We start from the raw sequence: 15,099 nt of genomic DNA, 5'->3' as shown, positions 1-15,099 counted from the left end.
AGGCCCCTCCAATACCTGCCGGAGCGTATTTTTTTCTACCTGACAGCAGGTATATACTAAATAAATTGATTAATTTCACCTACTTAAAAAAATAATAGTACACAAGTTCGAATTCACATCATTATAATTAGGAAGGAGATAAAAAAAGTTAATATGAAAAAAGCAGGAATAATCGGTTGTGGCTGGCTGGGATCAAGGATTGCAACAAAATTGTCCGAAACCTTTGAGGTCTATACAACAATAACAAGTCCGGACAAGGCTAAGCACTTGGAAAAACAAGGATTTCATCCTTACCTTGTCAATTTTCCCGATTATCTGCTGACTGAAAAAATGGATCAATGGCAGATTATCAATGAACTGGATGTCCTGATCATTACTATTCCCATTTCGGGAAAAAGCTGCTGTGCAAGTTCTTTATACAACAGGATCCAGAATCTTTTTTCATTTATAGAAGATTATGACGGACAGATTTTTCTTATGAGTACAACAGGGGTATATCCTGATCTCAGTAAAGAATTTATCGAGGAAGATGTATCTCCTGATCAGATTTCCGGAGAAAGAATGATCAGAACCAGATATCCCCAAACTAATATTTTAAGGTTGGCTGGTCTCATGGGAGATGATCGTTTTCTAAGCAAATATAATGTCTCAAATCTCAATTTTTTTGTCAATCATATTCACTACAACGACATTTGTTCGGTTATTGAGAAAATGATTGAAAAGCAATGTTCTTCCAGAATCTATAATGTGGTTGCCCCACTTCATCCCACCAAATCAGAAGTCATCAGTATTCAGAAAAACATATTGAACACAGATACCACAAAACCGGAAGGAAAGAAAATCTCTTCAGCCAGACTGATCGCTGAACTGAATTTCGAATTTGAATATGCTGATCCCAAGTACTTCCACCCTCCTTTTTCAGCAGTTGATTTGTAGCTTCTAGAGTAGACTTCCATTTTATAAAAACAAACACCAAGCAATATATTATGAACGAAAAAACTTCACTATGGAAAAAAATAACAGGTTGGTTTCAACGTTTAGAAAACTCGATTGCTCCAAGCCGTCAGACATTAAAAGCAAGCGGGTATGGCATTCTTTTGAGTTCCTGTATTTTTTTCATTCTGGTATCCGCGGATAAATTCCTTCCTGCCATAGGATGGGGAAATTTCATTTTATTTCTGCTGATTTCACTTCTGGTAAGTTACCTTATTGGCGGATTAATAGGCTGGTTGGCCGGCTTAATAGGCAGAACACCTTCTAATTTCAGACATGCAATCGGTTTTACCCTGTTTTTTTTCTTCTATCTTATTTTAATTACATCTACATTTCGCTGGGTATTGATTGTATTTCTTGTTCTTTTTCCTTCTCTTACCTTTGGAGCTTTGTTCTATTGGAGATCCAAATCTAAAACAAGCTGGTCATTGCGTCAGAAAATACTTACCGCAACTTCACTTTTTATTGGAATTCTTGGAATCGTGATTGGCGGTTATATTTATTTGGATTCGGGGAATACTCCTTCAGCAGTTAAAAATTATAAAATGTCCGGGAAACTTCCCCTCCCGATCAATGCTCCTGACCCTTCCCTTCCGGGAAAATACAAAGTAGCTTTCCTTACTTACGGATCGGGAAAAGACAAACACCGTACGATCTATGGCCGGGATGTAAATATTAAAACAGCTTCTGTAGACGGCTCCATACTTCTTAACTCATGGGATGGAATGTCCGGTAAACTCCGTACACGCTATTTTGGATTTGATAAAACGCAACTTCCCCTGAATGCAATGGTTTGGTATCCTGAAAATCTCAATGGAAAGGCTCCTTTGGTATTGATCGTTCATGGCAATCATCTGGCCCAGGACTGGTCTGAAAAAGGATATGATTATCTGGGTAAGCTTCTGGCAAGCAAAGGATATATTGTAGCATCCGTTGATGAAAATTTCCTGAATACAAGTTTTACGGATATCGACCAAAAAGGATTCAAAGACGAAAACGGAGCAAGAGGCTGGCTGATGCTTAAACATCTGCAGCTTTGGAGAAAATGGAATCAGGATCCTCGTAATCCGTTTTTTAACAGGATCAATATGGATCAGATTGCGCTCATAGGACATTCCAGAGGTGGGGAAGCCATGTCGCACGCTGCGCTGTTCAATAAGCTGCCTTATTTTCCTGACAATGCCAATGAAAGATTCGATTTTAATTTTAATATAAAAGCTTACATAGCTATTGCACCGGTGGACGGACAGTATCAGCCGGCATCTATTTTAGCACCCCTGGAAGACATCAATTATTTTGTCATCCAGGGAGTTCATGATATGGACATGCAGTCTTACGGCGGACTTGCCACATATAAACGGATTCAGTATTCACGGCATTATAAGGGATTCAAAGCTGGATTGTATGTTCATCAGGCAAACCACGGACAGTTCAATACTTCATGGGGAAGCTATGATTCCAGCAGTCCGTATATTAATCAGTTCAATATGAAAAACCTGATGCCTGAAAAGGAACAACAACAGATCGCAAAAGTATACATATCCGCTTTTTTAGATGTTAACCTGAAAGGAGAAAACGTCTACAAACCTCTTTTTACAGATTATCGGTATGGACGAAAATGGCTTCCGAACCATATTTATTTCAATCAGTTTGAGGATAGTGAAACGACATTTGTTGCCCGTTATGAAGAAGATCTCAACCTATCTACTGCCACTTTAAAAGGCGTACAGATCACGGGTGAAAACCTTAGCTTATGGCGGGAAGCCCAGCAGAAGCTGATCTGGAACAGTCAAATTTCAAGAGCTCCTTATATCGGGTGGAATCACAGTGAAAACGGTAATAAACCAGGAAAATATACTTTTACTTTCCCTGACAGCCTCCGCCAGGATTTAAAGGGAAAAGCATTGGCATTTAATCTTGCAGAGAGCGATGAATCTTCGGTAGCAGCCCGGAAAGGAAAAAAAGAAACTAAAAAGGAGGAGTCCGTAAAAAAAGATCTGCAAAAAAAGGCCATCGATTTCAGTATTGAGCTGACGGATCAAAACGGAAAAAAAGCACATTTCCTTTTGAGTGACTGTGCACCTTTACAACCTCAACTGAAAAAGAACTTAACCAAATTCAGTTTTTTCAATGATAATCCTGATGCAGAATCTATTCCAGACTATTTTTATTTTGACCTTGATACCGTCAGAAAAAAGTATCCGGAACTGGATCTGGATAAGCTGAAATCGATCTCATTGATCTTTGATAAAACTCCGGAAGGTGTAGTTATTCTGGATGACATCAGCTTTGTTAAACTTCCTACTTCTACCCATTAATCTATTGACCCTAAAAAACTAAATATTCTATGGACATTAAAAATTTTGCCAACCTTTGGATCAACTCCTGGAATTCTCATAATTTGGAAGACATCCTGAGCCATTATGCAGATGATATCGAGATCACTACTCCGATGATCAAAACATTCACATCAGGTGAAGATACCCTTAAAGGAAAAGAAGCTGTTAGAGAATATTGGGGGCGTGCTCTTGAGAAGGTACCCGATTTGCATTTTGAACTGTATGATGTCACTTACGGTATCAATTCCGTTGCATTGTATTACCAATCCATTATGAACAAAAAAGCAATTGAGGTGATGTTCTTTAATGATGAGGGCAAGGTGAAAAGGATGCATGCATTTTATACTGATTAATAAAAAATAAACGGGCCAAAGCCCGTTTTATTGATTTATAAAAGTCTGATTCTCTCTTCTTCCAGATCGATCTGATATATTTGCCAATTGATGTATTCTTCATGCAATTCAGGATCTTTGTTAAGTCCCGATAAGAACTTACGCTGATTTTCCAGCAATTCGAGGTAATTCTGTTTGGTCCGTTCGGTCATTCTCAAATGTTCCGGCTGGCTTATTTTATATTCCCACTGGTCAATCATCTTTTGTAAATGAGGATCTTCATACTCCCCCATTTTTTGTTTTTCTTTTAACAAACGTATTGTTTCTACCACAAGATGGTTTTTTACTTTCATTTTTGCTTCATCCTCCGGTAATTCCCTGCCGTAATCAAACAATTTTGAGCGTTCAATGATAAGAGGAAGAGTAAGCCCCTGGATAAGAAGTGTAAAAAGTATCACTGTAAAGGTGACGAACAATATCAGATTTCTATGTGGAAAAGCTTCTCCGGTCGGTAAGGTCAACGGAATAGATAAAGCAGCGGCTAATGACACCACACCCCGCATTCCTGTCCAACCTAATAACAGCGGTAAGCCAAGTATTCTCCGGCGGCTTAAACCTCTTCCGGGAGCAACACTGGGCCTGAACATAACAGTTGCAATCAGTGCGGCATAAGAAGAGATCATCCGGGTAGCAATTAAAATTACCGTAACAAGGGCTCCATAAAAAATTGCTGTTCTTAAAGGAATCCCATCTGCCCTAAGCCCCTTCACAATTTCCGGAAGAGCTAATCCGATGATCATAAATACGATACCATTTAAAATAAAGATCAGCGCTTCCCAAAAACTGAGCCCTTTGATCCTGCTGGCACTACTGAGAAAAGTAAGCCTCCGGGTGGATAAAAACAATCCACCGGCGACTACGGCCAGCACACCTGAACTATGTGCCTGTTCAGCCACCCAATACAGCAGATAGGATTCCACCAGTGTAAACACAATATCTGAAGGTGCATCCGTAGGCAGTCTTTTATGAGCCTGGATAAAGAGCCATCCTCCTAAAAGTCCGATTCCTATTCCTCCTATAACCATCCAGAAGAAATCCGTAATCGCCGTCTGGAAAATAAATTGTCCCGTTCCTATAGCTACTAAAGCAAAGCGGACAATAATAAGCGATGAGGCATCGTTCAGTAAGCTTTCACCTTCCAGAACTGCGGAGGTGGATTTTGGAATTCTCACAAACTTCATAATTGCTCCCGTACTAACCGCGTCGGGAGGCGATACAATTCCTCCTAACAGAAAACCTAATGCAAGGGTAAAACCCGGAATAAAATAATTAGATATCAATGCAACTGTGAGCGCGGAAAAAAATACAACCAGAAACGCAAAACTTCCAATGATCCGCCACCACTTTTTCATTTCTTTAAATGAAATACTCCATGCAGCTTCAAAGAGAATAGGCGGCAGGAAAATAAAGAATATAAGGTCCGGATCAATCTGTATGCCTGGCAGCCCGGGAATAAAACTGATCAGCAGCCCGGCAACAACAAGAAGTATGGGATATGCAATTCTCAGTTTTTCAGCCAACATTTCGATCAATACAATTGCTATAATCAAGGCTAACATGAAAGGTAATAGTTCGTGCATATTCGTTACTCGTTGTTTGAAATAATTATTTGAAATGATACGGATTTTAAAAATAGTATTTTCGGAGATTACTTTCAATAAAAATTATGTATAACACTTAAAATCAAGGCAATTCTTCTCTTATTAAAAAAATTATGGCTTACATTTATTAAAAATTTTTATTCACTATTTTATCAAAAACCTCTTAATAATGAGAAATCATTATTTATTCAAACTACATAACCAAATATGATGAAAACAGTAGAAATCAAAACCAATGAAGGGTATCCTGTTTCTGCCCATATTTACGAAGTTCCTGACAGTAAAAATATTCTGATCATATCATCAGCTACCGGAGTAAAACAATCTTATTATAAAAAGTTTGCACAATTCCTTTCTGATCATGGAGTTTCAGTCATTACTTTTGACTACCTTGGTATAGGAGAATCTCTTAAAAAGCCTATTCAAAAACTGAATAATGGTGCTTCAGACTGGGGAAAAACCGATTTGCATGCTGTAACAGAATACACTAAAAAGAATTATCCGGACCAGAATATCATTTTATTGGGGCACAGTATCGGAGGTCAGCTTATCGGGTTATCATCATCTTCTACAGAGGCTGGTAAAATTATTCTTGTCGCAGCCCAGAGCGGATACTGGAAATTCTGGAAAGGGTTTCAAAAATATAAGTTATGGACTTATTGGAAAGCGATGTTTCCTCTACTGATCAGCTTTTTTAATTACCTTCCTTCCAAAAGAATCAGCGGTATGGAAAATTTACCTAAAAATGTTGCTAAACAATGGGGAAAATGGTGTTTGTCACCTAATTATCTTTTTGATCATATTCCGAAGCAGGATCTATTTTTCAAAAACATCACAACCCCTTTAATTTCTGTTAGCATTGAAGATGATCATTTTGCCCCCAGAAAAGCCGTTGACTGGCTCAGTAAAAAATATGAAAGGGCAGATCTGACCAGAATTCATCTGGTTCCAAAAGATTTTAATACTGATACTATCGGGCATTTTGGCATTTTCCGTGAACAATTCAAAGACAATATATGGCCGTTATTTTTACGGGAAATAATTTAAGAAAAGTACAGTGTTAAAGTCCGTCCATAAACATACAAATCAGACACATAAAGTACATGAGCATTTATTTGTTCAACTTACTATACACTAAGTCCGTTATTTTTGCTATTACATCATCATTGGTCTTATTGTCTTCATGGGAGTCGGATATAAATACGGCAATACTGAAAGATTTACCATCTTGAAGATTTACAATTCCAATATCATTACATGCCCGGAGCACACCATTGTCCCTGCCTGATGTTCCTGATTTATGAAATGATTTTGTTTTATTTTGTATCAATCCCTGTATTCTGGTATTTGTTACCGAATGTTCCATTCCGTTTTTTAGCAGATCAAAACTTTCGTGAGATAATATTTTCTTCTTTTCAACCTGATAAAGGATTTTTGTAGCAAAACCAGGGGTAATCCTATTTGATTCAAAGTCTTTTAAAGGACTGGTATAATCATACATAATACTGAAATCTCCCGGATTTCCCATGTGAATTTCATGGATAAAAGTATTGAGGCCGCCAAAGCTTCCGGGAACATGATTCGCAAGCTTATCGAATATATTATTATCACTACGTTTAAGCATAAAAGAGACGGACTGTTTAAGAGACATTGTTGTTCCCTGGGGAATACTATCTCTCAGAGGGCTATAGGTATCTGGTCTTAAATCTTCTTTAGAAAATACAATCTGTTGATTCAGATTCATCTTTCCCTGATCTACAAGATGTAAAATATAAAGACCTAAAAAGTATTTTGATCCACTGTATAGCCTGTATTTCTTATCATTATTAATCTTAACTAATTCATTTCCTTCATTATTTCTGACAGAAACTCCTATGTCCATTTTTTTGCCATCTATCAATTTATTGATGTCATTTGTTAAATTTGTTTCCACAGAAGTACTCCTGCACGACGTCATAAAAATGACCAGCAAAAAATACATAAACCCTTTTTTCATCTGAATGTGTTTGTTTTATTATTGTTTTTCTATTTTAAATTTTTAGTTTTTCCTGATTCCATTCAACCTATTATCTAAAACATTCGTATAAGATTTACAAAATCAAAATCTTAAAATCCTCTACCTTAATCAAACCAAAAACTATTCATAATAATGCCCCACCTCTATCATCAGGTTTTCATAGCTGAAATAAAAACCAAAGCTATCCCTTATTTTGCGGGGTTCCTGTTCTCCTACGATACCTCCCGTTTTTAAACGTTGGTATATATCATTAACCTGTTCTATGGTGTCCAGCATAAATCCTATGTGAAAGGCTTCGGGGTAAGCAGGAGTTCCTTCTCGGTTTTTCATCAATACCAGTGTAAAATTACCTTCTCCCTTTAATACACTAACGATATAATCTCCTTTTACATCTACACATTTAAAACCGAAATAGGTCTGAAAGAATTTTGTTGTCTTTTCAACATTGGCAACAACTAAATTGATATGATTAAGCTTCATCTTCTTTTTGTTAAAAAGTGAATTTAGCTATTATTTTTTAATTTAAAATATAGATTCAATAGATTATTTAATAATCAAGCGCTAACGATTACGCTTTTTCTCTATTGCTTATCCCTGTATTTGTACATGTTCAGCCTCATTTCATGTCTATTTTGATCAGGAATCAATATTTAAGATCACCTATATTTTGCTTTATCACAATAACCGGGTCTTATCTAATTTCCAGTATTAATATTTCGCAAACTAACCATGAATTATGGTTTTGATATTAAAAATTGTATTAATTTCACATTCAATATCGCTTAATGAAATTTTGAAAGAGGATTTTCTAAATGAAATTTGAATTCCATCCTTATCTATATTTGACTTCAACAATTATAAAATGTCTAAAAAATATATATTTCCATCCGAATTGTCCTGGTTATCTTTTAATGACTGTGTTTTACAGGAAGCGGCTGATAAAACCAATCCTCTGTATGAAAGAATAAAATTCCTTGCCATTCATTCTTCCAATCTTGATGAATTTTACCGGGTAAAGATCAGCGATCTGCATTCTATTCCTGAAAAAAGCAGTTTGTTTGAGAAGGTTAGTAAGGAAATTAACCGCCAGCAGAATACATTCGGCTCGATATGGAAAAAGCAGATTATCCCGGAACTTCACGAAAATAAGATCATCTATTACGAAAATCAGTCTTTGCTCCCCCTGCATACAGAGGAGATCGACAGTCACTTTAAAACAACCATCCTTTCTTATATCCAAATTGTTTATTTGTCAGAAGACGAAAATCAGGAGTATTTTTTAAATAACAGGCAGCTTTACTTATTGATCCGGCTAAAAAATACAAATGGCGAAATCACCTATTGTTACATCAATATACCAGCTGATAAGCTGAACCGGTATAAATTACTGAGCCCTGTAAAAGGAAAAAATTACATCATATCCATAGACACAATAATTAAAAAATGTCTGCATTATATATTCCCTGACCAGAAAACCTCTACAGCATTTGCTATTAAACTTAACCGGGATGAAAATTACCTGATTGAGGACGAAGCTAGCGGAAATCTGGTTTCCAAGATCAAAAAGAAACTGCAGGAAAGAAAATCGGGTTCATCTACAAGATTCCTGTATGATTTTAATATGCCCGAAGAAATGAGAAAGCTATGTAAAAATGCATTCCATCTGAAGGACTACGAAATGATTGAAGGTGGTACTCATCATAATTTTTTTGATCTGTTTAAGTTTCCTAATCCCAATTTTCCGGATCTTCAGAACGAAAATTTCCCACCGCTGAAATATTTCCCGTTTGAGACCAAGAAATCAATATTTGAAGTCATTGGTGAAGAAAACCAGCTGCTCCATTTCCCATATCAATCTTATCATTATGTCCTACAGTTTTTTAACGAGGCTGCTATTCATAAAGATGTAACGGAAATAAAAGTAACCCTGTACCGCATATCTTCACAGTCCCTCATTGCTAATGCTCTGATCAGCGCTGCAAAAAATGGAAAAAAAGTAACTGTTTTTGTTGAGGTAAAAGCCAGATTCGACGAAAACAACAACCTCTTCTGGGCCAACGAGATGCAAAGGGCCGGAATCAGGATCATTTACAGTATGCCTAATCTTAAAGTACATGCCAAGGTGGCTCTATTAACCTTAAAAAATGCAGGAAAGACAAAGAATTATGCTTACCTATCAACAGGAAATTTCAATGAAAATACAGCAGAAACATACACCGATTTTGGCTTTTTCACCTCTCAAAAAGAATATACGGATGATCTGAAGCAGGTATTCAGGTTTTTTAAAACCAAAGAAAAAAATTACCCTATTTCTAATTTATGGGTCGCAGGATTTAATCTTAAAGAAAATATCTTACAGCATATTGATATTGAAATACAAAATGTTGAGAATGGCAAGAAAGGAGCAGTATTCATGAAGATCAACGGTCTTAATGACAAGGAAATCATCAGTAAACTAATTGAAGCCAATAATGCAAAAGTTGAAATTACCCTTATTGTGAGGGGGATCTGCACTCTGCTGCCGGGAATTAAAGGTTATACGGAAAACATCAAGATTTACAGGATTGTAGACCGTTATCTTGAACACTCCCGTATCTATCGATTTCACAATGATGGAGCAGAAAAAATTTACCTTTCTTCGGCAGATATGCTTAGCAGGAATCTCAACCGCAGAATAGAAGTTGCCTTTCCTATAAAGGATAAAAAAATCATGCAGGAGATTAACGCTATTATCAATATGGAGCTGAATGACCATACCAAAAAGAGGATCATTAACAGTAAAGGCCAGAGTATTTCCGAAGACCAGGCCGGGCAACCGGATAGCTCATCTCAACAGGCTACTTATCTTTGGTACAAAAAGAAAGAGAAAAAGTCAAAGAAAAAATAACTGTTCTACAAACACAATCGTGAAATCACTGCTGTATCCAAACTACTTTTTTTAGGTAATACAATGGACCATGCATGTCCTTTTGACACCCAGGATATGGATTGATATTGAGGAAAATTGATAAAGCTGCAAACGATAACATTTCCTTTATGCTCAATATCCTCAATTTCATATAAATGAAAAGGAGTCATAAGACCGGTTTTCAGGACTTTGGACAGGGCTTCTTTTATCGTCCATAAAACAGTAAGACTTTTGTTTTCATCACCATCAATATCCAAAAGCTTATCTTTCTCATGAGGAGTAATAACTCCTTTAATGGTATCTGACTGCTCTGCACTAACAGCTTCTACGTCTACCCCCATCGGATGTCCTTCCGGAAATACCACAGCTATCCCCATTTCTGTAGTATGAGAAATACTTAATTGGATATTTCCCGCTCCGGATAAATGAAGAACGGGCTGCTGGAATATTCCGGAAACTATTTTTGTATCTGGTAAAACAACTTCATTCATAAATGCACTTAATGCAGTTTTGGCAGCGTATCTACCCAGCAAATAACTGTGCTGAACTTTAGGTAACTTTAATGTACCAAAAAAGTCCAGTTCTTCCTGATGCAAAAAAGAATGTCGTATTTCTTTCAAGTGAGCCAGCGAGTGCTGAGTTACTGCAATAGCAGCAGGATACAAACCATCTGCTCTCTGTAAAGCTAATTTTTCAACTGCACTATTATTTTGTATGGATACATTCATAGCAATAAGTTCATCGTCAATAAACGCATAAAATTAGCATTATTATTTGAAAGAAAAAGGGTCTGGCTGATTCTTCCGCATCCTGAAATCTGTAAAAGCATCTCTTCTGTTCAAAAGGAAATAGATGTTGTTCTGCAGTAGAAAACTTAGTTCTTTTCCCGGCTGTTCACCAAACGAATGTCCCGGCCAGATTAAGGCCTGCTGGGGTAAATATTGTTTTATAAACTGTACGGAATCATAAAGGGAATTGATTCCACTATTGTCACAGATGCCCACTCCTTCAATAAAAATAGTATCTCCTGTAAAACAATGCTTATCAATGAGATAGCAAACACTTCCTTTCGTATGTCCCGGAGTCAGTAAGGCCGTTACACTAAACTGACCTACCATGACATCCTGCAAATGCTGGATAGCGATGAGATTAGGGCATGTAAATTCATATTGTCTGATTTCAATGGCTGACATATATACCGGTACCCCATAATATACTGCAAAAATGGAGGCCAGATCTGTATGATCGTAATGAGAGTGAGTCAATAAAACCCCTCTCAATGTAATATGGTTGTCTTTCAAAAAACTGCTGATCAACTCATAGTCCCATGCCGGATCGATCAATATTCCGGAATGGTTATCATGAATGAGGTAACATTGATTTTTAATACCTTGACCAGATACGAGGAAAACTTCTACTTTCATCTGTTTATATTTATTTTTTTAAGATCAGATGGAATGCCCATCATCACTTCCCAGGGTGTCAAAAAATTTTTGACATGGGTGTTCATACTACTGTATCTTTTATTTTTTGCTGTAATTTTTCCAGCTGCTCAATTTCTCTTCTGTAAGGGCTCATAATGGTTAGTACCTCAGAAGAAGTTTCAGGTTGCAGATTGTATTTAACAAATGCAGCACTGGTTCCCGAAGGTCCCATGTCTATATACAGACAGGGACCTTTGGCTTCCAGAAGATCAATTATTTTTGTAAAATTAGAATACTGACTTATCGCCTGCCAGAAATAATCAGCTGTCAGCTCATTGATTTCTTTCGCTTCAAAACCCGATATAAATCCTTTGGATGGAGCTTTAAAAGCACTGGCTGAACTGCTGTACTGATCGAAATCTGCTTTTGCAGTTTTCATTAATGGAGAATGAAAAGGAACATTGACAGGAAGCCGAAAAGTACTCATTCCTTCTTCAGACAATTTACTTTCAAATACTTCTAAGTGAGACGTTTTACCTGATAAAGTAAAATGTCCTTTAAAATTATCTGATGCAAGAAATAGCTGATGTTGTTTATAGAGACTTCTCAATTTTATTTCTTCGGCAAAAACTACCAGCATACCACCTTCAATATCAGCACGGCAGATGGATTTAGCCTGTTCTATTGCAGCTTCAACAGCACTGGCAGCATCCCATACTCCATTAGCAACACCTGCCGCAAATTCACCCAAACTGTTACCCGATATAAAATCCGGTTTAATTCCCATTTCCAATAGAACTTCATACAAAGCAATCTCAACAGCAACAATTGCAGGATGGGTGATCAACAACTCATCGAACGATTCTTCTGTGTTGGTATACAGTTCATCAATCAATGAGTAGTTGAGCTGCTTTTGTACCATTTGATCCAGTCTTTCAAGACAGCTTTTAAATTTCGGGTGCTGTTCGTACAATTCCCGTCCCATCCCGCGATAATGGCTTCCTTGTCCGGAAAATAAGAATACAATATGTTTTTTAAACTCGTTTTCTGTCATCTAATTATTTACCATTAATGCTGTGTTTTCTAATAATTTTGCTGCTCCTACCATAATATTGACTCCAATCTCGTCAACATGGCGTTTTTTCCAGCTTTCCATCGGAGTACCTTTGACCCACTGATTAAATGCTCCAAGTGCAGAACCTGTATGGATCTGGAAATTGGCTTTATTCTCAATATTTCCTTCAAAAGCCAGTCTATTGGTATACCCAAAATACCAACGGAAGACCAAAGCCATTTTATTTTTAGGATTCTGTTCCGCTTTGGTAATCTCTGCCTCAGCTCCCACATTTCTACAATATTCGCGTACTTCGTTCCATATTTCACTAATGTTTTTTTCAAAATACGTTTTTTCCAATTGTGTTAAGGTCTTTTCAGGGATCTCGTCTAAACTGTTGTACTGATTGTATAATGCGTATAGTTTATTTGCCCTTGCAGCAAACAACACTCCCCTTCTAAGCACTTGTACTTTAGCACCAATTTCAAACATATCTCCTGCCGGCGCATAATCGGTATCCTGTACATTGATGTCCTGTAAAAGGTCTTTTACAGCATCGCTGGTTCCTGCTTCTACCGTACATTGATTCACAGAGCCTGTTACTATAAAGTCGGCTCCCATGATGTACGCACATGTTGCTGCCTGAGGGGTACCTATTCCTCCTGCCAATCCAACTCGTATTCCTTTATCATAAGCATATTCCGCCATAATATCTGCTCTTAAACGTTGGATAGACGGTAACAAAACCATAGCAATTCCACGATCGGTATGCCCACCTGAATCTGCTTCCACACAAATATCATAACTCATCGGTACCTTTTTGGAAAGTGCTGCCTGTTCGGGAGTGATCAACTCTTCTTCCAGAAGATGTCTCACAATTTTTTCAGGGGCGGGACGCATAAACACTTCTGCAACCTCTGGTCTGGAAACTTTGGCAATAATGTTATGCTTACATATTACTTCACCGTTTGGTCCTTTCTGTAAACCTTTTAATCTGTAATACACCAAAGCAGGCATCATCTGCATATAGGCCGAAGCTTCAATATTCGTTACTCCATAAAGAAGTAAAAGCTCGATAGCTTTCATTTCAGAAGCCGGATCATTTAAATTATGCAGGAAGTTAACGCCATACGGTTCTCCATGGGTCAGTTCTTCCTGAATTTTAATAATATTCTTTTCTATTTCTGTCAATGGCATTCCTCCTGTTCCCAAAAATCCCATGAATCCGTTTTTTCCCAAGCGTACTACTAATTGAGGTGAAGCAATTCCTCGGTACATAGATCCTGCAACGTATGCGTATTTAAGACCATAATCTTTACGGAATTCATGGCTTCCCAAGCGGGTGGAAAGGCATTCTTTTTTTGAAGCTTCCCCATTTACCTTACCATTCACTGATCCGTTAACATGAGGTTTTGCTGTTTCGATTACAATTTCCTCTTCATGGATCAATGGCGTACAGTTTTCTGTAATTTCATTGACCATTTTAGTTAAAATAACACTTCCTGTTTCTTCATATTCGGTAACTCCCTTCCCCATTAAAGTCCGGATGGTATCTGTCCACTGTACAGAGCTTTCAATCTGCTGAGCCAAAAGCTCAATGATCTGTCCATCAGGATAAGGTTTTGCTGTAACATTTGCAATCACAGGAGTCTTTAAGGCTGAAAAACTAAAGTTTTGAAGATAATCTTTAAATTCTGTAGCCGCAGGTTTCATATATCTTGAATGGAAAGGAGCGCTTACAAAAAGAGGAAATATTTTAATCTTACGTTCTTCAAATTCCTGCACGATCCTGTCAATGGAATCCTGAGGTCCCGCTATTACAATCTGAGTCGGAGTATTGATATTGGCGATATCTATATCGCTGTATCCTCCTTCTGCTAAAAGTTTTTGTACGGCATCCACTTTAAGTCCCAATACCGCTGCCATTCCACCTCCGGATGCCGCAGCCATCAAAGCTCCTCTTTTCTGAACCAGCTTTAATCCGGTTTCAAAGCTGAATGCTTCTGCTGCTAACAGGGCATTATATTCTCCCAGACTGTGTCCAATGAAAAAGTCGGGTTTACTTCCTGATGAGTTGACATAATGTGTAAATGCATTTACCGTATATAATGCAGGTTGTGTGAATTGTGTTTTCCCCAACTGACGTTCAGGATCTTTGATGCATAATTCTTCAAGGTCGTACCCTAATATTTCTGATGCTAAAATTGTTTCTTTTCTGAACTGATTGAACAGGTCTTTTCCCATTCCTTTGTATTGGGATCCCTGCCCCGGAAACATTACTGCTTTCATATGCTAATATTTATTGTTTTTATGGTCATATGGAACACCCATAATCATTTTCTTGTGTGTTAAAATAATTTTTGGCATGGGT

12 protein-coding genes are annotated in these 15,099 nt (G+C 37.4%); 5 read left to right on the top strand and 7 right to left on the bottom strand.

What is annotated here, in order from left to right:
- The first annotated feature begins 153 nt into the window (after positions 1-153).
- The 3 genes from MTQ00_RS03515 to MTQ00_RS03505 are packed head-to-tail and all read left to right on the top strand — an operon-like array spanning position 154 to position 3,685.
- Positions 154-936: a hypothetical protein gene (locus MTQ00_RS03515; RefSeq protein ID WP_273647766.1), complete on the top strand. Its 783-nt coding sequence runs from the start codon at positions 154-156 to the stop codon at positions 934-936.
- Positions 937-986: 50 nt separating this feature from the next.
- The gene (locus MTQ00_RS03510; RefSeq protein WP_273647765.1) at positions 987-3,311 is read left to right on the top strand and encodes a poly(ethylene terephthalate) hydrolase family protein; all 2,325 of its coding nucleotides are present in this window, start codon (positions 987-989) and stop codon (positions 3,309-3,311) included.
- A gap of 29 nt (positions 3,312-3,340) precedes the next feature.
- Entirely contained in the window at positions 3,341-3,685 is a 345-nt protein-coding gene (locus tag MTQ00_RS03505) for a nuclear transport factor 2 family protein (protein WP_172283434.1), read from the top strand.
- 35 nt (positions 3,686-3,720) lie between these two features.
- Here the strand turns inward: MTQ00_RS03505 and MTQ00_RS03500 are convergent, their stop codons facing one another.
- On the bottom strand, positions 3,721-5,304 hold the full coding sequence (locus MTQ00_RS03500) for a Na+/H+ antiporter (RefSeq protein ID WP_172283436.1): 1,584 nt from the start codon (positions 5,302-5,304) through the stop codon (positions 3,721-3,723).
- Between the two features lie 228 nt (positions 5,305-5,532).
- Between MTQ00_RS03500 and MTQ00_RS03495 the strand changes: the two genes are divergently transcribed.
- Positions 5,533-6,372 carry an alpha/beta hydrolase family protein gene (locus MTQ00_RS03495; protein ID WP_273647764.1) on the top strand — a complete coding sequence of 280 codons (840 nt, stop codon included), beginning with the start codon at positions 5,533-5,535 and terminating at the stop codon, positions 6,370-6,372.
- Positions 6,373-6,436: 64 nt separating this feature from the next.
- Here the strand turns inward: MTQ00_RS03495 and MTQ00_RS03490 are convergent, their stop codons facing one another.
- Positions 6,437-7,321 carry a serine hydrolase gene (locus tag MTQ00_RS03490; protein WP_273647763.1) on the bottom strand — a complete coding sequence of 295 codons (885 nt, stop codon included), beginning with the start codon at positions 7,319-7,321 and terminating at the stop codon, positions 6,437-6,439.
- 141 nt (positions 7,322-7,462) lie between these two features.
- Positions 7,463-7,822 carry a VOC family protein gene (locus tag MTQ00_RS03485; RefSeq protein WP_273647762.1) on the bottom strand — a complete coding sequence of 120 codons (360 nt, stop codon included), beginning with the start codon at positions 7,820-7,822 and terminating at the stop codon, positions 7,463-7,465.
- 382 nt (positions 7,823-8,204) lie between these two features.
- Here MTQ00_RS03485 and ppk1 point away from each other — a divergent pair, with 382 nt between their 5' ends.
- Positions 8,205-10,229, top strand: coding sequence for a polyphosphate kinase 1 (gene ppk1, locus MTQ00_RS03480; protein WP_273647761.1), 2,025 nt, complete (start codon positions 8,205-8,207; stop codon positions 10,227-10,229).
- 5 nt (positions 10,230-10,234) lie between these two features.
- Here the strand turns inward: ppk1 and MTQ00_RS03475 are convergent, their stop codons facing one another.
- The 4 genes from MTQ00_RS03475 to fabD all read right to left on the bottom strand — a co-directional run bounded on the left by MTQ00_RS03475 (position 10,235) and on the right by fabD (position 15,017).
- Positions 10,235-10,978 carry a 4'-phosphopantetheinyl transferase family protein gene (locus tag MTQ00_RS03475; RefSeq protein WP_273647760.1) on the bottom strand — a complete coding sequence of 248 codons (744 nt, stop codon included), beginning with the start codon at positions 10,976-10,978 and terminating at the stop codon, positions 10,235-10,237.
- A gap of 42 nt (positions 10,979-11,020) precedes the next feature.
- Complete coding sequence (locus MTQ00_RS03470; RefSeq protein WP_273647759.1) at positions 11,021-11,674, bottom strand: MBL fold metallo-hydrolase; 654 nt, start codon at positions 11,672-11,674, stop codon at positions 11,021-11,023.
- An 82-nt stretch (positions 11,675-11,756) separates the two neighbouring features.
- Positions 11,757-12,728, bottom strand: a complete 972-nt coding sequence (locus MTQ00_RS03465; RefSeq protein ID WP_273647758.1) for an acyltransferase domain-containing protein — start codon at positions 12,726-12,728, stop codon at positions 11,757-11,759.
- Complete coding sequence (gene fabD / locus MTQ00_RS03460) at positions 12,729-15,017, bottom strand: ACP S-malonyltransferase (protein ID WP_273647757.1); 2,289 nt, start codon at positions 15,015-15,017, stop codon at positions 12,729-12,731.
- Positions 15,018-15,099 lie beyond the last annotated feature (82 nt).

It is taken from the genome of Chryseobacterium sp. B21-037 (assembly GCF_028570785.1).
GTDB classification, from domain to species: Bacteria; Bacteroidota; Bacteroidia; order Flavobacteriales; family Weeksellaceae; genus Chryseobacterium; species Chryseobacterium proteolyticum.
Note: the sequence above shows the minus strand (reverse complement) of the source record. Positions and strands in the feature narration are given on the sequence as shown.